The following is a 20,410-nucleotide window of genomic DNA, read 5'->3' as shown; positions in this document are numbered from 1 at the left end:
CCCGCCGTTCCCGCCCCGCCCGGTCCCATTCGTCCCTGGTTAACCGCTGGTTGCCGTGCTAACTTCGCTGGTCGGTCAGGCAGGCATACCGACTCAGGGGGAAAGTCGGTGCGGACAGGCGCGGGACTGGGCACAGCGGGCGAACCGGACGACGATGACGCGCGCGCCCGGGGCCTGGAACTTCTCTTACGGCTGACCGACGCGCTCTGCGAGCTGGGCTGTACGGCCGACCCGCAGGAGCGGATCAGGTTCGCCGAGGTCCTCGGTGATCATCTGACCAAGCAGGTCGACATCCGGGGCGTCAAACTGCGCGAGGACGCGGTGACGCTGGCCCGCGCCGCGCTGAACGCGCCACACGGCGAGCGCGTACTCGTCACGGTGGTGAGGATTTTCGAGGGCGCCGCCGCGGCCGCCGAGTTCGACCGGCTCATCGAGGCCGCCGCCCCACCCGCCCTGAAGCTGCCCGGCCCGCTCTCCGCCCAGGACGAGAGCACCGCCCGCGCGTTATTGGCCAGAGCCCAGGGCGAGATCTCCGCCCGACGCCTGCGCGACGGCCTGGTCGGCGACCTCAACGGCCTCCAGCTGCCCGCGGGGCTCACCCCGGAACAGCTGTTCACCCATGTCCTCGAGTGGAACGCCCAGCCCGACGGACTGCCGCCCGCCGTGCTCCTCCTCGACCACGCCGCCCGGCTCACCCCCACCCACCGTGCCGCGCTCACCGTCTGGGTCGACGGCTGGGCGCAGCGCGCCGGACTGGCGGACGCGGTGCGCCGGCGCCGCGCCGAGCGCCCCGCCGGCCCGGCCGACACCGACATCCCCCGCTGTCTGATCATCGCCGTCGAGCCCGCCCGCGACGGCTCCGGCGAGGTCGTCGTCCGCACCTGGCTCAACACGGTCACCGGATACTGGGACCCGCAGCCCGAGGAGCCCGTCGTCACCACCCTGGAAGGCCTCGGCGCGGCCGTGGAGTGCGCGCTCCAGCAGGGAGCCCGGCTCTGGGCCGCCCAGTGGGCCCCCGACCCCGGCGGACGCGAGCAGCCACCGCCGTACATCGAGTTCGTCCTCCCGTACGACCTCCTCAACCACGATGTGGCCGGATTACGGCTGCGCTCCGGTGACGGGCGTCCACTCCCGCTCGGCGTGAAGTACGGGGTCCATCTACGCAGTCTGGAGCGCATGCGTACCGACGACGTCCTGGTCCGGCACCAGTGGCGGGAGCGCTGGCGCGCCCTGCGGCAGCACGGCGTCACCGTGCACGGGTGGAGCGAACCGGACGCGCAGCGGCTCGACGCGTGGCAGATCGCCCTCGCCGGGGAAGCCAGACATACGGCGGTGGTGTTGGACGCACCGGCCGACTCCTTCGCCCGGGAGGCGCTGAAGGCGGCCATAGCGGAGGGCATAGGGCTCGCGGTCTGGGACCGCAGGGGGGTGTTCGTGGCGGAGCGCAGGGAAGTGGTCACGGCCGTCTTCGCGTCCGTGCCGACGTCGGCGCAGATCCCGCGGGCCATCCACCGCCTCCGCCAGAAGGCCCAAGTCGACAGCCAGCCGCATCTGCTGGGCCGGCATATCGCCTTCTTCTGGGATGATCCGACCCGCCCGGTCGACATCCAGCCCACCGACCACGACGACCTGGCCAGCTAGGAGGCACCGGCATGACCGTGCAGGAGCACACGGAACCAGGCGGCTGGCGCATCTTCCACGCCACCGGCCGGGCGCCCGAGGTGCCGCCGGCCCTGCCCGAGCCGCCGCCCTGGCGCCGGTTCCGCGGCGGACCGCTGCAGCCCGCCCCGCCGGACGACCCGGAGGCCGCCGAGCGCCGCCTCGGCCCCGGCGAGATCACCCCGCAACTCGGCCAGGACGAGATCGACACCGTCAACGCCGCCCTGCTGCTGCGCCGCCCGCTGCTGATCACCGGCCCGCCCGGCGTCGGCAAGTCCACGCTCGCCTATGTGATCGCCCGTGAGCTGGGGCTGGGCCGGGTCCTGGAGTGGAACGTGGTCAGCCGCACCACCCTGCGCGACGGCCTCTACAGCCACGACGCGATGGGCCGCGCCCAGGCCATCGCCGCCTGGCAGGCGGGACTGGGGGAGGCCGCCGCGGTCGAGTCCGAGGACAGCGAGGCTCAACTCCCCCCGGCGCTCGGTGACTTCATCACTCTGGGGCCGCTCGGCACCGCGCTTCTGCCCTACGATCGTCCCCGGGTGCTCCTCGTCGACGAACTCGACAAGAGCGACATAGACCTGCCGAACGACCTGCTGCACGTCCTGGAGAACGGAAGCTATGACGTCCCGGAACTGGTGCGAGACGCCGCGGAGGTCGCCCGCGTCCACACCGGCGACCCCGGCGGCCACGCCGTGGTGCGCGACGGGCGCGTCGAGTGCCGGGAGTTCCCGGTCGTGGTGATCACCAGCAACGGGGAGCGTGAGTTCCCGGCGGCCTTCCGCAGGCGCTGTCTCCCGCTGGAGATGCGCGTGCCCACCCGGGAGCAACTTCTGGCCATGGTGGAAGGGCACCTCGGGGCGCGCCCCGAGGGCACCGAAGACCTGGTGAAACTGTTCGTCCAGCGGGTCCAGGCCGGGGGCACCCACTCCCTGGACCAGCTACTGAACGCTGTCCATATGACTACGGCGGGTGGTTTCCAGGGCGACGGTCACGGGCGTAAGCTCGTGGAAATGCTCCTCCGCGACCTCGCGAAGGGCCGCTGAATGAACGGCTTTCCCAGGGAGCGCGCATCCGGACTCGGCGACAGTGGCCCCGCCTCGGGCTCGTCGCCTCCTGTGGCGTACCCCGAGTCAGACGAGTTCGCGAGTGAGGACGGAGGGGCGCTGCGCGACACCCCGGAGCGCGACTCCCCAGGCCTTCCGCAGCCGTCCGCCGAGGCGGAACTCCCCCCGCGCTGGCAGGAGATCGCCGACGCCGTCTGGCTCGCCGCCTACTGGGACCGGCACGGCGGCCCGGCCGCACCGGGGCGCGAGGGCGGCGGCGAGGCACGCCCCGAGGGCCCCGTCGCCGAGGACGCCGCGCGCCCCCGCACACCCCCGGCCGACGACACCGAACCCCCCGCCGGGCAGCCCGCCCCCGACCCCGCCCCGGCCCCGGACGTGCGCCGGCCGCGCGACCCCGGCCCGCTGTCGCCCCGGGAAAGGCCGATGCCTCCCGCCGGGTCCTCGCCCGCCGGAGCCGGGCGCCGGTTACCCGTCCCCGACCCCGAGGGGCCGCTCACCCTGCACGTGGCGCGCCCGCTGCTGCCCGACACCGAGACCGCGCCGGCCTCGCCCGGCCGGCCGACTGCCCTGCTCGCCCGCGCCCTGCACCGGCTGGCCCGGCGTGTGCCCTCCCGCGACACCCTGGAACTGGACGAGGAGACCACCGCCGAGCAGGGGGTCGTCGACGGCATGTGGATGCCCTTCCTGCGCCCCGCCCGGGCCTCCGCGTTCGACCTGGTGCTGCTCGTCGACGACGCCCCCACCATGCGGATCTGGGAGGACACCACCGCCCGCCTCACCGAGGCCGCCGAGCACAGCGGCGCCTTCCGCGGGGTGCGCGCGGTCCGGGTGGACGTGCCGCGCACCGGGAACGCCACCCTGCGCTGGGGCACCGGCCGCGCCCCCACCGACCCCGCCGAACTCCTCGACGGCCGCGGCGGCCGGGTCTTCCTCGTCGTCACCGACGGACTCGCGCACGGCTGGGCCGCGCCCGCCGCCGACGCCCTCCTCGGCCGCCTCGCCCAGGCGGGGCCCACCGCCCTGGTGCACCTGCTGCCACCCCATCTGCGCCACCGCACCTCGCTCTACCCCCACCAGGCCGTCCTGGAAGCGGGGGGATTCGGCGCCGCCAACCGGGGCCTCGGCCACTGGGCGCCGCCCGGCGGCCCCGACCCGCTGCGGCCGCTGCCCGACGCGGGCGACGGTTCCGTGCCGGTGCCGGTGCTGTCCCTGAAGCCCGGTTCGCTGGCCGCCTGGGCGGACCTCGTCACCGGCGACCGCGGAGTGCGCCGCGCCCTGCCGGTCGTCCTCGCCGGCACCCTCACCAAGGGCGCGCCCGCGCCCGGACTGCGCGCGCCGCGCCTCCCGCGCGCCGCCGCCGGCGCCGTACGCCGCTTCTTCACCCTCGCCACCCCCGCCGCACGCCGCCTGGCCACCCAACTCGCGGCCGTGCCCTTCGACTTCGACCTCGTGGAGCAGCTGCGCCGGCGCACCATGCCGGAGACCGGCCCGGACCACCTCGCCGAGATCCTGATGGGCGGGCTGATCGACTGGGACAGCGGCGCCGAAGGGCGCCCCGAGTTCGCCGAAGGGGTGCGCGAGGCGCTGCTCGCCGCCACCACCCGCACCCAACTCGCCCGCACCGTCAGCCTGGTCGGGGAGCTGCCCGCGGCCGGCGAGCGCGGGGTCGCGCTGCGCGCCGCGCTCCGCGACCCGGTGGGCGCGCGGCTGCCCGACCCGTCCGAGCGGGCCTGGGTGCGCAGCGAACTGGCCGTCATGCGCGCGCTGTCGGGGCCGTACTCCGAACGCGCGAAACGGATCGAGCCCAACCTCGACCGGGCCGCCTCCGAGCCATCCGAACGGGTGCAGGCAGGCACATACTCCGGTTTGTCCGGAATTGCACCCGGTGAGGTGAACCACCACGGCGGCGAGGGATCATCCGGCGGTGGATCAGGCAGTGATTCAGGGGCGAACGTGCCCGATCCCCCTGATCCCCCTGATCCACCTGGAGAACCTGTGCCGAGCCCGGTAACCGAAGCGACCCCACAAGAAGCCCCGGAGGCTGAGCCGCTCATGCAGAGCACCACGACCGCAACGCCGGCCCTTCTGGTGAACGTTCCCTTGCGGAACAACTCGTTCGTCGGCCGCCAGGCGCTGCTGAGGGCCGTGGAGGAGCAACTGAGCGCCCGGGACACGGCGGCCGTGCTGCCGCACGCGTTGCACGGCCTCGGCGGAGTAGGCAAGTCGCAGCTGGCGCTGGAGTACATCTACACCCACCTGCACGAGTACAAGGTGATCTGCTGGATCCCGGCCGAGCGGGAATCGCTGATCCTCGCGGCGCTGACCACGCTCGCCGCGCAGATGGGCGTCGCCCCGGCCGGCCAGGAGGGCGCCCCCACCGCCAACACGGCCGTGCCCGCCGTCCTGGAGGCCCTGCGCAGCGGAGCACCGTACGACAACTGGCTGCTCGTCTTCGACAACGCCGAGGACGTCGAGGCGGTGCGCAACTACTTCCCCACCAGCGGGCCGGGGAAGGTCATCGTCACCTCCCGGAACCGGGCCTGGGAACGCGTGGCCACACCGCTGTCGGTCAACGTGTTCGAACGCGAGGAGTCGATCGAGCTGCTGCAGAAGCGCTCGCCCGACCTGTCCACCGAGGACGCCAACCGGCTCGCCGAGGCCCTCGGCGACCTGCCGCTCGCGGTGGAGCAGGCCGGCGCCTGGCGCGCGGTGACCGGAATGCTCGTCGACGAATACCTCGAACTGCTCGAACAGCGCAGCCCCGAGATCCTCGAACTCGAACCGGCGCCCGACTACCAGGTGTCCGTCGCCGCCGCCTGGGACATCTCCCTGGAACGGATCCAGGAGAACAACCCCGGCGCCCGGCAACTGCTCGACATCTGCGCCAGCATGGCCCCCGAGCCCATCCCGAGGTCCATGCTGCGCGCCAGCCGCGGCATCAACATCAGCCCGGAGGTCGACCCGCTGCTGCGCGAGCCGATCAAACTGAACCGAGCCATCCGCGACCTCAGCCAGTTCTCCCTGATCAAGGTCGACCCGCGGTCCGACACTCTCCAGATGCACCGTCTGCTCCAGACCGTGCTCCTCGGCAAGCTGGACCCCGAGGAGCGCGAGCGGATGCGCAACGGCGCGCACCAGCTGCTGTCGGCGGCCAAACCCGGCAACTACGGCTCCTCCGCCGAATGGCGCGCCTACCAGGCGCTGCTGCCCCACGTGCTCGCCTCACAGGCGCTGACCAGCACCGACCGGTTCGTGCGCGAGCTGGTCTTCGAGACCGTGCTGTTCCTCTACGTCTGGGGCGACCACGAAGGCGCCGCGAACTACGGCCAGCAGGTGTGGACCGCCTGGCTCGCCTCCTCCGGCGAGGAGGACATCTTCGTCATCCGCATGGCGAAGTCCTTCGCCTTCCTGCTGCGCCAGATCGGGCAGATCGCCGAGTCCATCCCGATCACCGAGCGGGCCCTGGAGGTCTCCCGCCGTATCGACGTCGAGCCGGAGGAACTCATCGACGGGCTCGTCGAGATGTCCGACGCGCACCGCTACCAGGGCCTGTTCTACGAAGCCCGGGACCTGGGCAAGGAGGCCACCGAGCTGGCCCGGTCGCTGTTCGGCCCCGACGACCCGACCACCCTGCGCGGTGCCCACAGCTGGGGCGTCGACCTGACCCTGTCCGGCGACTTCCGCGAGGCCCTGCCGCTGAACCAGGAGACCGCACGGCAGCGCGAGCTGCTGTACGGCCCCACCAGCTACTTCACCCTCAACACCCTCAACGTGCTCGCGGTCGACATGCGGGAGGGCGGCGACTACCCGGGCGCCCGCGACTTCCAGGAGGACGTCTACCGGCGCGCGCGGAGCACTTTCGGCGAGGAACACCCGCTCACCCTGCGCATCGCCCGCAACCTCGCGGTCTGCCGGCGCCGCGACGGGGCGCTCGCGGAGGCGGCCAAGCTGAGCGAGGAGACGCTGCGGCGCTTCACCGCCCGGTACGGGGTCGACCACGCCGACTCCCTCGCCACGGAGGTCAACCTCTGCGTCGACCAGCGTCTCGCCGGGGAACTCGAACGGTCCCGGGCGCTGGGCGAGGACGCCGCGCGCCGCTACGCGGCCCGGCTGGGCGAGCACCACGCGTACACGCAGATGGCCAAGGCCAACCTGGCGGCCACCCTGCGCGCGCTCGGCGACCTCGACGCCGCGCAGGAACTGGAGGACGAGGCGGCCCGACGGCTCACCGAGACGCTGGGGGACCGGTACGTGGTGACGCTGACCGTGGCGCTGGGCCAGGCCAACACGGTGTACGCGCGTCTGGACTTCGAAGGCGCGCGGGCACTCGACGAGGCCAACCTGCCGCTGCTGGCGGAGGTCGCTGGCGCCAGTCACCCGCTGACCCTGGCCTGCACCGCGAACCTCGCCCTCGACCTGCGCGGACTGGGCCGCGTCGCGGAGGCGGACGAACTCCAGCGCAAGGCGGTCGAGGGCTTCCAGCGGGTCGTACGGTCCGACCACCCCTGGCTGCTGGCGGCCCGTCAGCGCCGCCGGATCGAGTGCGACCTGGCGCCGATGCCGCTGTAGCCCGGACGGCTGACCGCGGTGACCGCCGCCCCGCCGCCCGCCGCTGGAAGCGCGGCGGGCGGCGGGGCGGCGGCGGGCCGCCGTGGCGGTCAGCTCACTTCGGGAGCCGGGGCGGGGGCCTGCTGCGGAGCGGGAGCGGGCTCCACAGGCAGCACCGGCCCCCGGTCGGGCTCGCGGGCGGCGAGACGGCCGACCAGATACAGCATGGGCTGCGTGAGCAGCGTCGTCGCCAGGGCCATGAAGACCAGCACCGTGTACAGCGGCGCGCTCAGCAGACCCGCCTGGTGGCCGGCGTTCAGGGCGATCAGCTCGGTCAGGCCGCGGGCGCTCAGCAGCACGCCCACCGTGCGCGCGTCATGCCGGCCCAGGCCGGTCAGCCGCGCCGCCACGGAGCCGCTGCCGACCTTGGTGACCACGGCCAGCACGGTCACCACCAGCAGGGTCAGCCAGCCCGCGCCGTCCACGCCCCGCAAGGTGACCGACTGGCCCGAGATCACGAAGAAGAACGGCAGCAGCAGCGAACCGACGTCGTGCAGCGGCCGGACCAGGTCCGGATCGAGCCTGCCGCCCCGCTCGCGCGGCACCACGACCCCCGCGAGCAGCGCACCGAAGATCACATGCAGTCCCAGCGCGTGCGTCACCCACGCCGACCCCAGCGCGAACCCGATGAGCAGCGCCAGCCGCAGCGAGGGCTCCAGCCGGGTCCGCCACAGCAGCCGCCGCAGCAGCGGCCGGCCACCGACCAGCATCAGCGCGGTGAACCCGACGGCGAGCAGCGCCCGCCACGCCCAGCCGAGCGACTGGTCGTGCCCGCTGTCCAGCAGCGTCCCGGCGAGCACCGTCCAGCCGATCACGTCGAGCAGTCCGGCGGCGGACATCGCGACCACTCCGGGGACGGTCGACGCGAGCCCGTTCTCCCGCACGATGGCGGTCAGCACCGGCACCGCCGTGATGGACAGCGCTATCCCCGCGAAGACCACCATGGAGGGCGTGAGGTGCCGGGGCATGCCCAGTCCGTGCAGCCAGTCCTGGAACAGCAGCGCACAGCCGCTGCCCACGGCCATGGGCACGACGAACGCGGCCACCGCCGTGATCACCGCGGTGCGGGCCCGGTCGCCGAGCAGCTTCAGATCGAGCTCGTACCCCACCAGGAACAGGAAGACCACGAGCGAGAACTGCGCGAAGCCCGTCAGCGCCGGTCCGACAGCGTCGGGGAACAGCGCGTCGTACGCGCCCGGCGCCAGCGCGCCGAGCACGGTGGGGCCGAGCGCGATGCCAGCCGCCAACTGGCCGACGATGTACGGCTGTTTCAGGCGCCGGGCCAGCCAGCCGCCGACGTGGGCGGCCACCAGGATCAGGGCCGAGGCTCCTACGACATGCGCGATCAACGCGTCAGGGCTCACGGTGTCTCCCCGCTGTGCGGCCGTCGGGGCGGTCCTACTCTCAACTTCCCTACAATAATGGTGATTTGACGTCGTGGCGGGAGTCGTACACAGGCCTGGTCCGGGCTGACGGGGGGCACATGACAGAGGTCTTTCTCATCCAAGGCACGGGCGTGAGCGAACCGGGCTTCTCCACGTTTGCCGGGCGCATGGCGGCGGGACCGGCCGCGCTGCGCGACGGATTACGTATCGTGCCGTACGACCGGGGAGGGGCGCACGGCGCCACGCTCGCCGCTCGGGCGGCCCCGTACGACTGGCTGAATCCGTACGCCCCCCGCGGCCTCCCGGCCTCGCGCGGCGCCCACCGGAGTCGTCCGTGACCGGCCGCGCCGCGCCGGGCCGGGTGCACGCCCTGATCGTCGGCATCGAGCGGTACGACGCCGGGGAGGGCTGGGACCTGCCCGGGCCCGCCCGCGACGCCGTCGCCTTCCACCGGCTGCTGCGCGCCGCCGGGGTGCCCGAGGACCGGCTGCGGCTGCACCTGGCGCCGCTGCCGCCGTACGTCCCCGACGTGCCGTACGCGCCCGCCGACCACGCCACCCTGCGCCGCGTCCTGGTCCGCGAACTGCCCGCGCAGCCCGGCGACGTGCTGTGGGTGTGGTGGGGCGGGCACGGCGTGCTGGACCGGTCCGGCGGGCTGCGGCTGTTCTGCGCCGACGCCACCACCGCCGACAAGGTCGGCATCGACCTGGAGTCCGCGCTCACCCGGTACGCCGGGGACGCCGTCCCCGGATTCGCCGAGCAGCTGTGGATCGTGGACGCCTGCGAGACCTTCGAGGAGGCCCTGAACTTCCGGGACCCGCTGCCCGCGCAGGCCCTGCCCGTGGGGCGGCGCGATCTCAAGCACCGGCAGACCGTGCTGCGCGCCGCGGGCCGCGGCCGGGTGGCGGCCAACGACCCGGTGCGGGCGACGGGACTCTTCTCCGACGTCCTGCTCGGCCTGCTGGCGGAGCGGACCACCGCACTGCCCGGGCCGCCCGATCCGGAGGAGTTGTTTCCCGCCGTCCGGGAACGCCTCGCAGCCCTCAGAAAGGAGGGGCGTACTCTGCAGCATCCCGAGATCCGGTTGCAGAGTGCGGAGCGTGTGGAGATCCTGCCGCCCACCGGGCCGTCCGGCGGGGAACGCGCGGTCTCGCCGCTCGTACGCGCGGTGGACGCCCTGCTCGCCTACCCGTTCATGTCCGATCCCGTCGAACGGCAGGCGCTCGTCGGCCAGTTGAGCACTCGCGTCACCGCGACGCTGCCCCGTCACACCAAGGCCCGGACGGACGCCACCGGTATCCTCAACACCCTCGCCCGGCGCCACCCCGGGGCGCTGTGGGAGCTGTACGACGCCGTCGTCTCCCTCGATGACGACCCGTCCCTCAGGGACGAACTGGGGGCAGCCCTGGGCGAGTTGGAGCGGCGGGGAGGCGACGTTCGCGGCGGGCGATGATCAGGTGGCGTGATCGTACGGTTTCAGATGCGGCCGGGAATGGCCATGATGGAACAGGACGCGGGGCATCGCGTGCCACCGCCGAGAAGGGGGACGCATCTTGCACCAGCCACCCGCACAGCGTGACGTCGAGGCCGCCGCCCGCGAGCCCAACCCCGCGGCGGGTGCCCATGTCTGGGAGTCGGATCTGACGGATCTCGCGGCCCTGCCCCTGGCCGCCGTGGACATGCTCACACCGCTGCGCCCCGACGCCCGCCTGCTCGCCGAGGTGCTGCGCTCGCGAAGCAGCATCCGGGGCGGCGAACCCCGCCCCGACCCCAGCGGCCGGGCCGAATAGTCCCGCCCCTCCCGACGGCAGGTCCGCCTGCCGCGGTTTCCCCTGCCCGCACACGACCGGAGGTCCCGGGAATGACCAGCGAGCCGCGCCCAGCCCCGTTCCGTATGCCCGAGCGGCTCTTCGCGGAGCTGGCCGCGGGGGGTGGCTCGGCCGAGGCGGTCGACTTCCTCGTCCGGGGTGAACGGGCCCGCCGACTGCTGCTCCTGCGGACCCTGCTCGACCGGCTCGACGGGCTGTCCACGCCGCTGACCCCGGCCCGCGAGGCCTGGCGGGCCGTCAAGGAGGCGGCGGAGCGCGCGCCGGAGGCGGTCGACCGGCTGCTGGTCGCACCGACGACGGGTGGCTGGATCGCCCACATGCTGCGCCGGGTGCACGGTACGGCCATGGGGCCGCCGGTGTGGGCGGAGGCGGGGCAGCTGTGCGCGCTGGCCGTCACCGCGTCCCTGCGCGCCGGTACGGACGCGGAGCTGCGGGTGGCGCTGACGGACGGCGGGCTGCATCTGCCGGGACTCGGGCTGGCCGTGCTGCCGGACGCCCGCCGGGGCACGGCCGTGGGGCACGCGCGCGTACACGCAGGCCGGCTGACCCTCTCCGGGCCCGGCACGGACGGCCGTACGACCTCGATGACCTGCCGCCCCGCCACGCAGCCCCTCGCCACCGCCGCGACCGCGGGCGCGGCGGCCGAGGACCCCCGCTGGCTCCCCCTGCGCACCCTCACCCACCGCACCCCCCAGGGCGCCGTCGCGATCCCCCTCGACGACCTCGACCCCTACCGCGACCTCGACGACCCGATCCCCCCGGACCGGCTCGACCTCGACGAGGCCGAGGCCTGGCAGCGGCTGTTCGAGGAGGCCGCGGCGATCCTCGCGGTCCCCGGCGGCAGCGGCCCCGGGCGGCTCGACCCGGCCTGGATCCGCACGATCGTCCCCTGGGGACGGACCGCCGTCACACCCCCCGCCCCGCCGGCCGTGGTGGTCTCCGCCTCCAGCGGGGACTCGTTCGGCCTGATGGTGATATCCCGCCCGGCGACGGCCCTCGCCCTCGCCGAGACCCTGGTCCACGAGGTCCAGCACAGCAAGCTGGGCGCGCTCCTGCACCTCTTCCCGCTCCTCGACGACGACCGCGAGGAGCGCTACTACGCCCCCTGGCGCCCCGACCCGCGGCACCTGACCGGCCTGCTGCACGGCGCGTACGCCTTCACCGCCGTCGCCGGCTACTGGCGGGACCGGATGGCCGAGCCGCACCACGCCGACGTGGCCGCCTACCACTTCGCGCTGCGCCGCCTCCAGAGCCGTCTGGTGGTGCGGACCCTGCTGACCAGCGGCCGGCTCACCGCGCCCGGACGGCGGCTCGTCACCGGACTCGCCCGCACCCTGGACGCCTGGCTGCGGGAGCCCGTCGCCCCGGACGCCCTCGCCCGGGCCCGCACGGCCGCCGCCCTGCACCGCACGGAGTGGCGGCTGCGCAACGTCGCGCCGGGGCCCGGCGACACACCCGCCCTGCCGCGGCTGCGGCCGGACCGGGAGCACTGGCCCGACCGGCGCACCCAGGCCTTCGCCGTCCGCCCCGCCGCCCCGCGCACCGCCGACGAGCACCTGGCCGCCGCCGACCCGGCCACCGCGCTCGCCCGGTACGCCGACGCCCTGGCCGGACACCCGGCGGATCCCCATCTGCTGGCCGGCTGGATCGTCGCCCGCGCCGCGCGGGAGCCCGGCCCGGCCAGCCGCCGCCTCCTGGCCCGTCCGGAACTGCTGCAGCCACAGCCCAGCGGCTGACCGCACAACGGCGAAACGCGGGTGAACACGCGCCCGAATGGTCAGGATGGAGGCATGGGATTCCAAGTCGACTCCGAGGCCGGGCGGCTCAGCCGCGTCATCCTGCACCGGCCGGATCTCGAGCTCAAAAGGCTCACCCCCAGCAACAAGGACGCCCTCCTCTTCGACGACGTGCTGTGGGTGCGCCGGGCGCGCGCCGAGCACGACGGGTTCGCCGACGTGCTGCGCGACCGCGGCGTCACCGTCCACCTGTTCGGTGACCTGCTCACCGAGGCGCTGGAGATCCCGGCCGCCCGCGCCCTGGTCCTGGACCGCGTCTTCGACGAGAAGGAGTACGGTCCGCTCGCCACCGACCACCTGCGCGCCGCCTTCGAGACCCTGCCCGCCGCGGAACTGGCGGACGCGCTGGTCGGCGGCATGACCAAGCGGGAGTTCCTGGAGGCGCACCCGGAGCCGACGTCGGTGCGGTTCCACGTGATGGACCTGGACGACTTCCTGCTGCGCCCGCTGCCGAACCACCTGTTCACCCGGGACACCTCCGCGTGGATCTACGACGGGGTCTCCATCAACGCCATGCGCTGGCCGGCCCGGCAGCGGGAGACGGTGCACTTCGAGGCGATCTACCGCCACCACCCGCTCTTCCGAGGGGAAGCCTTCCATCTCTGGTCGGAGGGGCAGGCCGACTACCCGTCCACCATCGAGGGCGGGGACGTCCTCGTCATCGGCAACGGCGCCGTGCTGATCGGGATGAGCGAGCGCACCACCCCGCAGGCCGTGGAGATGCTGGCGCACAAGCTGTTCGCGGCGGGGTCGGCGCAGACCATCGTGGCCCTGGACATGCCGAAGCGGCGCGCGCTGATGCACCTCGACACCGTGATGACGATGGTCGACGGCGACACCTTCACCCAGTACGCGGGCCTCGGCATGCTCCGCTCGTACACCATCGAACCGGGCGCCGGGGAGAAGGAGCTGAAGGTCACCGACCATCCGCCGGAGCACATGCACCGGGCGATCGCCGCCGCGCTGGGCCTGAGCGAGGTGCGGGTGCTGACCGCCACCCAGGACGTGCACGCGGCCGAGCGGGAGCAGTGGGACGACGGCTGCAACGTGCTGGCGGTGGAGCCGGGCGTGGTCGTCGCCTATGAGCGGAACTCCACCACCAACACCCATCTGCGCAAGCAGGGCATCGAGGTGATCGAGATCCCGGGCAGCGAGCTGGGCCGGGGCAGGGGCGGGCCCCGCTGCATGAGCTGCCCCGTCGAGCGAGCGGCCGTATAGGGGGCGAGCGGGTGGCCGTATGAGGGTCGTACGGGCAGCTGTATGAGAGCTGAACGGGTGGCCGTATAGAAATTCTGGAGTTCGTATAGACTTCCATGGTCCTGTCCTCGCACCCCTGGAGCGCCCCATGGCGACAGTCCCGACCGCCCTCGCCGGCCGCCACTTCCTCAAGGAGATCGACTTCTCCGAGGAGGAGTTCCGCGGTCTGATCGAGCTGGCCGCCGAGCTGAAGGCCGCCAAGAAGGCCGGGACCGAGACCCAGTACCTGCGGGGCAGGAACATCGCCCTGATCTTCGAGAAGACCTCCACCCGCACCCGCTGCGCCTTCGAGGTCGCCGCCGCCGACCAGGGCGCCTCCACGACCTACCTGGACCCCTCCGGCTCGCAGATCGGGCACAAGGAGTCCGTGAAGGACACCGCCCGGGTCCTCGGCCGGATGTTCGACGCCATCCAGTTCCGCGGCGACAGCCAGGCCGGTGTCGAGGAGCTGGCGGCGTACGCGGGCGTGCCGGTCTACAACGGTCTCACCGACGACTGGCACCCCACCCAGATGCTCGCCGACGTGCTCACCATGACCGAGCACACCAGCAAGCCGATCAAGGAGATCGCCTTCGCCTACCTCGGCGACGCCCGCTTCAACATGGGCAACTCCTACCTGGTCACCGGCGCCCTGCTCGGCATGGACGTGCGGATCGTCGCCCCGAAGTCCTACTGGCCCGCCGAGGACGTCGTCGACCGGGCCCGCGCGCTCGCCGAGACCAGCGGCGCCCGGATCACCCTCACCGAGTCCGTCGAGGAGGGTGTGCGCGGCGCCGACTTCGTCGCCACCGACGTCTGGGTCTCCATGGGCGAGCCCAAGGAGGTCTGGGACGAGCGGATCGCCGCCCTCGCCCCCTACGCGGTCACCATGGACGTGCTGCGCGCCACCGGCAACCCGGACGTGAAGTTCCTGCACTGCCTGCCCGCCTTCCACGACCTGGGCACCAAGGTCGGCCGGGAGATCCACGAGACGCACGGCCTGGACTCCCTGGAGGTCACCGACGAGGTCTTCGAGTCGGCGCACTCCGTCGTCTTCGACGAGGCCGAGAACCGCCTGCACACCATCAAGGCCGTGCTGGTCGCCACCCTGGCCTGACGACCAGGCCTTATGCTGTCCGGCGGCCCGGAGCCACCCCTTCCGAGGCCGCCGCGCGCCCCCACCGTGGCGCACCCCGTCCCAGAAACGAGCACCACCCGCATGCCCCGCATCAAGCCCCCCGCCCTCCTGGTGGCCGAAGCCGGCACCGACCTCGAGGGTCACGGCCTCCGTCGCACGATGGGCCTCTTCCAGCTGATCTGCTTCGGCGTCGGCGCGATCGTCGGCACCGGCATCTTCGTCGGCCTCTCCGACTCGGTCGCCCAGGCCGGCCCGGCCGTCGTCGTCTCCTTCGTCCTCGCCGCGATCACCTGCGTGTTCACCGCGTTCGCCTTCGCCGAGCTGGGCGGCGCGATCCCGGTCTCCGGCTCCTCGTACTCCTTCGCCTACGCCGGACTCGGCGAGACCACCGCGTTCCTCGTCGGCTGGTGCCTGCTCCTGGAGTACGGCGTGTCGGTGTCCGCGGTCGCGGTCGGCTGGAGCCAGTACGTCAACGAACTCCTGGACAGCCTCATAGGCCGGCAGCTGCCCGCCGCGCTCTCGTCGAGCCCCGGCGACGGCGGCGTCGTCAACCTCCCGGCCATCCTGGTCATCGCCATGGCCGCGGTGCTCCTCGTGCGCGGCGTGCGCGAGAGCGCCCGCGCCACCGCCGCGATGGCCGTCCTCAAGCTGGCCATCCTCGTCGCCTTCTGCGCGATCGGCTTCAGTGCCTTCCGGGACGGCAACCTGGTGCCGTTCGCGCCCGCCGGGATCGCCGGGATCGGCGCGGGCACCACGGCCGCCTTCTTCTCGTACATCGGCTTCGACGCGATCACCACGGCCGGCGAGGAGGCGAAGAACCCGCGCCGCGACATCCCGGTCGCCATCCTGGTCTGCATCGGCGTGGTCACCGTGCTGTACTGCGCGGTCGCGCTGGCCGCCATCGGCGCCATCGGCGGCGGCGAGGTCGGCGGCCGGCCCGCCGCGCTGTCCCACGTCGTCGACGAGGTCACCGGCTCCGGCGTCGGCGGCGGGATCATCGCCTTCGGCGCGGTCGTCGCGATCGCCTCGGTGGTGCTCGCCGTGATGTACGGCCAGAGCCGCATCCTGATGTCCATGTCCCGGGACGGACTGATCCCGGGCGTCTTCGAGAAGGTCTCCCCGCGCACCGCGACGCCCGTCGCCGGCACCCTGATCATCGCGGTGGTATTCGCCGTCCCGGCGGCCTTCTCCTCGCTGGACGCCGTGGTCAACCTCTGCACGATCGGCACGCTCGCCGTCATGGCCGCCGTCAACATCGCGGTGATCGCCCTGCGCCGCCGCGAGCCCGACCTGCCCCGCACCTTCCGGGTGCCGCTCTACCCCGTGCTGCCGGTGCTCGGCGTCGGCTTCTGCCTCTACCTGATGTACGAGACCGGCTGGACGACCTGGCTCCAGTTCGCCGTCTTCCTGGCCGCCGGACTCCTGGTCTACCTCGGCTACGGCCGCCGCAGGTCGCGGCTCGCGCGGGTCACGCCGGACGCGGACCCCGCTGACGCGGTACCGCAGCCAGTCTGAACCACACCGCCTTGCCGGAATCGGTGGGGCGGTGACCGCACGCCGAGCTGAGGGCGCGGATCAGCAGCAGCCCGCGCCCGTGCTCCTGCCAGGGGTCGGGCATGCCGGCGGCCGGACGGGTGAGGTCGCCGGGCGGCGCCGGGTCCGGGTCGTGCACCTCGACCTTGCAGCCGGTCGGCTGCAGCTCGACCACCAGCTCTATCGGGGCTCCCCCGGAGGTGTGCTCCACGGCGTTCGCCACCAGCTCCGCGGTCAGCAGCTCGGCGGTGTCGGTGTCGCTGCCGTGCTCGAGCTCGGCCAGCGCGGTACGGACCAGCGCGCGCGCCACGGGCACGGCCGCGGCGGAGTGCGGCAGTGCGACGCGCCAGGAGGCGGGGGCTGAGGGTTCGTACAAGGCGAGTCCGTTCATGGCGCAGGCTTCCTGAGGCCGGACACAGGCGCTCCTGCTTTCAACTTCGAGAATGGTACGGGTCGGTCCGGCGGAGTCCTCAGGCGGGCAACCGTCCGGCACCGGGCGGCCTACCCACCGCAAGGGCCCGCCGCGCGCGACTGCTCCCGCCGTTACCGGCCTGTCGACGACTGGACGACGATCGGTCACACGGTGACATCTGCCCGGCCGCTGTATCGCGTACTCATGACGGCAGTCACATATGAGTGATAACTTCGTAAGGCACCCTCCCGTCTCCGAGGAGGCCGCCCCGCCATGAGTCCCTTCACCGGCTCCGCCGCCCGCACCCCCCGCTGGCAGCACCTGCGCGTGGACCTCGCCGACGGCGTCGCCACCGTCACCCTCGCCCGCCCCGACAGACTCAACGCGCTCACCTTCGGCGCCTACGCCGACCTGCGGGACCTGCTCGCCGAGCTGTCCCGGGAGCGGGCCGTGCGCGCGCTGGTGCTCGCGGGGGAGGGGCGCGGCTTCTGCTCCGGCGGCGACGTCGACGAGATCATCGGCGCCACGCTCGCCATGGACACCGCCCGGCTCATCGACTTCAACCGGATGACCGGCCAGGTCGTCAGGGCGATCCGGGAGTGCCCGTTCCCCGTGATCGCGGCGGTGCACGGCGTGGCCGCCGGCGCCGGCGCGGTCCTCGCCCTGGCCGCCGACTTCCGCGTCGCCGACCCCACCGCCCGCTTCGCGTTCCTCTTCACCCGGGTCGGCCTCTCCGGCGGCGACATGGGTGCGGCGTATCTGCTGCCGAGGGTCGTCGGCCTCGGACACGCGACCCGGCTGCTGATGCTGGGTGAGCCGGTGCGCGCGCTGGAGGCCGAGCGGATCGGCCTGCTCAGCGAACTGTCGGAGGAGGGCAAGGCAGACGAGTCCGCCCGAGCTCTCGCCCGCCGCCTGGCCGAGGGCCCGGCTCTGGCGTACGCCCAGACCAAGGCCCTCCTGACGGCGGAACTGGACATGCCCCTGGCGGCGGCGGTGGAACTGGACGCCTCGACCCAGGCCCTGCTGATGACCGGCGAGGACTACAAGGAGTTCCACCAGGCGTTCACCCAGAAGCGCCCTCCGAAATGGAGCGGACGGTGACGATGCCCACCTCAGGGGCGCGGGGAACCGTGCGATCGACCACCGGCCACCCGCACCCGCGTCAGCACATGAACCACCCCCTACGCGTGGCGGTCATCGGCGGCGGCCCCGGCGGCCTCTACGCCGCCGCCCTGCTGAAACGCCTCGACCCCCGACGCACCGTCACCGTCTGGGAACGCGACACCCCCGACGACACCTTCGGCTTCGGCGTCGTCCTCTCGGACGAGACCCTCGGCGGCATCGAGCACGCCGACCCCGCCGTCCACGAGGCGATGCGGCGCCACTTCGTCCGCTGGGACGACATCCACATCGTCCACCGGGGCATCCGCCACACCTCCGGAGGACACGGCTTCGCCGCCCTCGGCAGGAGACGCCTCCTGGAGATCCTCCACCGGCGCTGCCGCGACCTCGGCGTCGAGCTGCGCTTCCGGTCCGAGGCGCCGTACCCGGCCTGGCTCGCGGAGACCCACGACCTGGTCATCGCCGCCGACGGCGCGGGCAGCACCACCCGCGAGGCCTACGCGCACGTCTTCCGGCCCCAGCTCACCGCCCACCGCTGCCGCTACATCTGGCTCGCCGCCGACTTCCCCTTCGACGCCTTCCGCTTCGAGATCGCCGAGACCGAGCACGGCGTGATGCAGCTGCACGGCTACCCGTACGCGGACGACGCCTCCACCGTGATCGTCGAGATGCGCGAGGAGGTGTGGCGCGCCGCCGGTCTCGACCTCGTCGACGAGCAGGAGTCCGTCGACCGCTGCGCCAAGATCTTCTCCGACGCCCTGCGCGGCCGGCCCCTGCGGTCCAACAAGTCGGCCTGGACCACCTTCCGCACGGTCGTCAACGACCGCTGGTCCGCGGGCAACGTCGTCCTCCTCGGCGACGCCGCCCACACCGCGCACTTCTCCATCGGCTCCGGCACCAAACTCGCCGTCGAGGACGCCCTCGCCCTGGCCGCCTGCCTGGAGGAACAGCCGGACCTGCGCAGCGCGCTCGCCGCCTACGAGGAGGAACGCAAACCCGTCGTCGCCTCCACCCAGCGGGCCGCCCGCGCCAGCCTGGAGTGGTTCGAGGAGCTGCGGCACCATCTGGGCCAGCCGCCCCGCCAGTTCGCCTTCAACCTGCTCACCCGCAGCCGCCGCGTCACCCACGACAACCTGCGGCTGCGCGACCCGCGCTTCACCGAGGCCGTGGAACGCGAGTTCGGCTGCCCGCCCGGCACGCCCCCGATGTTCACCCCGTTCCGGATGCGCGGACTGACCCTGCGCAACCGGGTGGTCGTCTCGCCGATGGACATGTACTCGGCGGTCGACGGCCTCCCCGGCGACTTCCACCTCGTCCACCTGGGCGCCCGGGCGCTCGGCGGCGCCGGGCTGGTGATGACCGAGATGGTGTGCGTCAGCGAGGAGGGCCGCATCACCCCCGGCTGCGCCGGGCTCTACACCGGCAAGCAGGCCGAGGCCTGGAAGCGGATCACCGACTTCGTGCACCGGCAGGCGCCCGGCACGGCGATCGGCGTCCAGCTCGGCCACTCCGGGCGCAAGGGCTCGACGAAGCTGATGTGGGAGGGCATGGACGAGCCGCTGCCCGACGGCAACTGGCCGCTGGTCGCCGCCTCCCCGCTGCCCTACAAGCCGGGCAGCCAGACGCCGCGGCAGCTGTCCCGGGCCCAGCTCACCGATCTGCGCGAGCAGTTCGCGGCGGCCGCCTGCCGCGCCGCCCGCGCCGGGTTCGACCTGCTCGAACTGCACTGCGCGCACGGCTATCTGCTCTCCGGCTTCCTCTCCCCGCTCACCAACCGGCGCACCGACGCCTACGGCGGCTCGCTGGAGAGACGGCTGCGCTTCCCGCTGGAGGTCTTCGACGCCGTACGCGCCGTGTGGCCCGAGGAACGGCCCATGACCGTGCGGATCTCCGCCACCGACTGGGCGCGGGGCGGCACCACCGCCGAGGACGCCGTCGCGATCGCCCGCGCCTTCGCCGCGCACGGCGCCGACGCGATCGACGTGTCGACCGGGCAGGTGGTGGCCGAGGAGCGGCCGGAGTTCGGGCGGTCCTACCAGACGCCGTTCGCCGACCGAATCCGGCACGAGGCCGGTGTCCCGGTGATCGCGGTCGGCGCGATCTCCTCCTGGGACGACGTCAACTCCCTCGTGCTGGCCGGACGCGCCGACCTGTGCGCGCTGGCCCGCCCGCATCTGTACGACCCGCACTGGACGCTGCACGCCGCCGCCGAGCAGGGCTACGACGGTCCGGGCGCCGTCTGGCCGGCCCCGTACCGGGCGGGCAGCAGACGCCCCCGGACCGGGCGCACCGACGCGCCCAAGCCCCGTCTCACGCTCGGGAGCTGAGGTCCACCATGCCCGCCGTGAGGGTCGCCCCGTCCGCCGGGTCGACGAGGGAGAACGCGCCGGTGCGCCGGGACACCGCGCAGTCGTCGAGGGGCAGCGGCTCGGCGGTGCGCAGGGCGATCCGGCCGAGGTCGTTCACGGTCGGCTCCGCCGCGCCGCCCAGGTCCGCGACGACCGCCCGCACGGTCCGCGTGGTGTGCCGGACCAGCACGCGGTCGCCGACCCGCGCCGGCCGGTCGGCCGCGAACGACCTCACGGACGCCAGGCAAGGAGTGTGAGAGGAAGGACAAAGGAGTGT

The 20,410-nt window shown here is 73.3% G+C and carries 14 protein-coding genes and 1 pseudogene; 12 read left to right on the top strand and 3 right to left on the bottom strand.

Features of this window, described 5'->3' with window-relative positions; genetic code table 11:
* The first annotated feature begins 108 nt into the window (after nt 1-108).
* The 3 genes from ACSU6L_RS08970 (at nt 109) to fxsT (ending at nt 7,295) form a co-directional block, all read left to right on the top strand.
* The gene (locus ACSU6L_RS08970; protein WP_437055281.1) at nt 109-1,641 is read left to right on the top strand and encodes an effector-associated domain 2-containing protein; all 1,533 of its coding nucleotides are present in this window, start codon (nt 109-111) and stop codon (nt 1,639-1,641) included.
* 11 nt (nt 1,642-1,652) lie between these two features.
* Complete coding sequence (locus tag ACSU6L_RS08965) at nt 1,653-2,705, top strand: AAA family ATPase (RefSeq protein ID WP_437055279.1); 1,053 nt, start codon at nt 1,653-1,655, stop codon at nt 2,703-2,705.
* A gap of 72 nt (nt 2,706-2,777) precedes the next feature.
* Entirely contained in the window at nt 2,778-7,295 is a 4,518-nt protein-coding gene (fxsT, locus tag ACSU6L_RS08960) for an FxSxx-COOH system tetratricopeptide repeat protein (protein ID WP_437055277.1), read from the top strand.
* A gap of 89 nt (nt 7,296-7,384) precedes the next feature.
* Here the strand turns inward: fxsT and ACSU6L_RS08955 are convergent, their stop codons facing one another.
* A complete protein-coding gene (locus tag ACSU6L_RS08955; protein ID WP_437055275.1) occupies nt 7,385-8,698 on the bottom strand; it encodes a cation:proton antiporter in 1,314 nt (437 codons plus the stop codon).
* Between the two features lie 119 nt (nt 8,699-8,817).
* Here ACSU6L_RS08955 and ACSU6L_RS08950 point away from each other — a divergent pair, with 119 nt between their 5' ends.
* From ACSU6L_RS08950 to ACSU6L_RS08920, 7 genes are all read left to right on the top strand, one after another.
* Nucleotides 8,818-9,057, top strand: coding sequence for a hypothetical protein (locus tag ACSU6L_RS08950; protein WP_437055273.1), 240 nt, complete (start codon nt 8,818-8,820; stop codon nt 9,055-9,057).
* Nucleotides 9,054-10,172, top strand: a complete 1,119-nt coding sequence (locus ACSU6L_RS08945; RefSeq protein ID WP_437055271.1) for an effector-associated domain 2-containing protein — start codon at nt 9,054-9,056, stop codon at nt 10,170-10,172. The genes ACSU6L_RS08950 and ACSU6L_RS08945 overlap by 4 nt, the downstream gene beginning before the upstream one ends.
* Nucleotides 10,173-10,272: 100 nt before the next feature.
* On the top strand, nt 10,273-10,509 hold the full coding sequence (locus ACSU6L_RS08940) for a hypothetical protein (RefSeq protein ID WP_073939271.1): 237 nt from the start codon (nt 10,273-10,275) through the stop codon (nt 10,507-10,509).
* 71 nt (nt 10,510-10,580) lie between these two features.
* Nucleotides 10,581-12,284 (top strand): HEXXH motif domain-containing protein, encoded by a 1,704-nt coding sequence (locus tag ACSU6L_RS08935; RefSeq protein WP_437055269.1) that lies wholly within the window; start codon nt 10,581-10,583, stop codon nt 12,282-12,284.
* Between the two features lie 54 nt (nt 12,285-12,338).
* The gene (locus tag ACSU6L_RS08930; RefSeq protein ID WP_437055267.1) at nt 12,339-13,562 is read left to right on the top strand and encodes an arginine deiminase; all 1,224 of its coding nucleotides are present in this window, start codon (nt 12,339-12,341) and stop codon (nt 13,560-13,562) included.
* Nucleotides 13,563-13,689: 127 nt separating this feature from the next.
* Entirely contained in the window at nt 13,690-14,697 is a 1,008-nt protein-coding gene (gene argF / locus ACSU6L_RS08925; RefSeq protein ID WP_437055265.1) for an ornithine carbamoyltransferase, read from the top strand.
* A gap of 102 nt (nt 14,698-14,799) precedes the next feature.
* Nucleotides 14,800-16,233: an amino acid permease gene (locus tag ACSU6L_RS08920; protein WP_437055263.1), complete on the top strand. Its 1,434-nt coding sequence runs from the start codon at nt 14,800-14,802 to the stop codon at nt 16,231-16,233.
* On the opposite strand, the gene ACSU6L_RS08915 is transcribed toward ACSU6L_RS08920, so the two are convergent.
* Nucleotides 16,187-16,642 carry an ATP-binding protein gene (locus ACSU6L_RS08915; protein ID WP_437055261.1) on the bottom strand — a complete coding sequence of 152 codons (456 nt, stop codon included), beginning with the start codon at nt 16,640-16,642 and terminating at the stop codon, nt 16,187-16,189. The genes ACSU6L_RS08920 and ACSU6L_RS08915 overlap by 47 nt on opposite strands.
* 294 nt (nt 16,643-16,936) lie before the next feature.
* On the opposite strand from ACSU6L_RS08915, the gene ACSU6L_RS08910 reads away from it, so the two are divergent.
* Both ACSU6L_RS08910 and ACSU6L_RS08905 read left to right on the top strand, forming a co-directional pair.
* Nucleotides 16,937-17,764, top strand: coding sequence for an enoyl-CoA hydratase family protein (locus ACSU6L_RS08910; RefSeq protein WP_437055259.1), 828 nt, complete (start codon nt 16,937-16,939; stop codon nt 17,762-17,764).
* 68 nt (nt 17,765-17,832) lie between these two features.
* Nucleotides 17,833-20,112, top strand: coding sequence for a bifunctional salicylyl-CoA 5-hydroxylase/oxidoreductase (locus ACSU6L_RS08905; protein WP_437055257.1), 2,280 nt, complete (start codon nt 17,833-17,835; stop codon nt 20,110-20,112).
* Here the strand turns inward: ACSU6L_RS08905 and ACSU6L_RS08900 are convergent.
* Nucleotides 20,096-20,353 (bottom strand): annotated as a pseudogene (locus tag ACSU6L_RS08900) (elongation factor 1-alpha C-terminal domain-related protein); the annotation flags it as partial. The gene ACSU6L_RS08905 and the pseudogene ACSU6L_RS08900 sit on opposite strands and share 17 nt — an antisense overlap.
* Nucleotides 20,354-20,410: the final 57 nt, after the last annotated feature.

Origin of the sequence: Streptomyces sp. enrichment culture, assembly GCF_964272855.1 — a bacterium.
In the GTDB taxonomy this organism is placed as follows: Bacteria; Actinomycetota; Actinomycetes; order Streptomycetales; family Streptomycetaceae; genus Streptomyces.
The sequence above is the reverse complement of the archived record's forward strand: the minus strand, read 5'-3'. Positions and strand labels throughout refer to the sequence as shown.

What these genes read in the sequence shown, in the direction of transcription:
- ACSU6L_RS08905 (WP_437055257.1), top strand. Translation starts at nt 17,833, where the DNA reads ATGAACCACCCCCTACGCGTGGCGGTCATCGGCGGCGGCCCCGGCGGC.
- ACSU6L_RS08935 (WP_437055269.1), top strand. Translation starts at nt 10,581, where the DNA reads ATGACCAGCGAGCCGCGCCCAGCCCCGTTCCGTATGCCCGAGCGGCTC.
- ACSU6L_RS08920 (WP_437055263.1), top strand. Translation starts at nt 14,800, where the DNA reads ATGCCCCGCATCAAGCCCCCCGCCCTCCTGGTGGCCGAAGCCGGCACC.
- ACSU6L_RS08910 (WP_437055259.1), top strand. Translation starts at nt 16,937, where the DNA reads ATGAGTCCCTTCACCGGCTCCGCCGCCCGCACCCCCCGCTGGCAGCAC.
- ACSU6L_RS08915 (WP_437055261.1), bottom strand. Translation starts at nt 16,642, where the DNA reads ATGAACGGACTCGCCTTGTACGAACCCTCAGCCCCCGCCTCCTGGCGC.
- ACSU6L_RS08930 (WP_437055267.1), top strand. Translation starts at nt 12,339, where the DNA reads ATGGGATTCCAAGTCGACTCCGAGGCCGGGCGGCTCAGCCGCGTCATC.
- argF (WP_437055265.1), top strand. Translation starts at nt 13,690, where the DNA reads ATGGCGACAGTCCCGACCGCCCTCGCCGGCCGCCACTTCCTCAAGGAG.
- ACSU6L_RS08950 (WP_437055273.1), top strand. Translation starts at nt 8,818, where the DNA reads ATGACAGAGGTCTTTCTCATCCAAGGCACGGGCGTGAGCGAACCGGGC.
- ACSU6L_RS08965 (WP_437055279.1), top strand. Translation starts at nt 1,653, where the DNA reads ATGACCGTGCAGGAGCACACGGAACCAGGCGGCTGGCGCATCTTCCAC.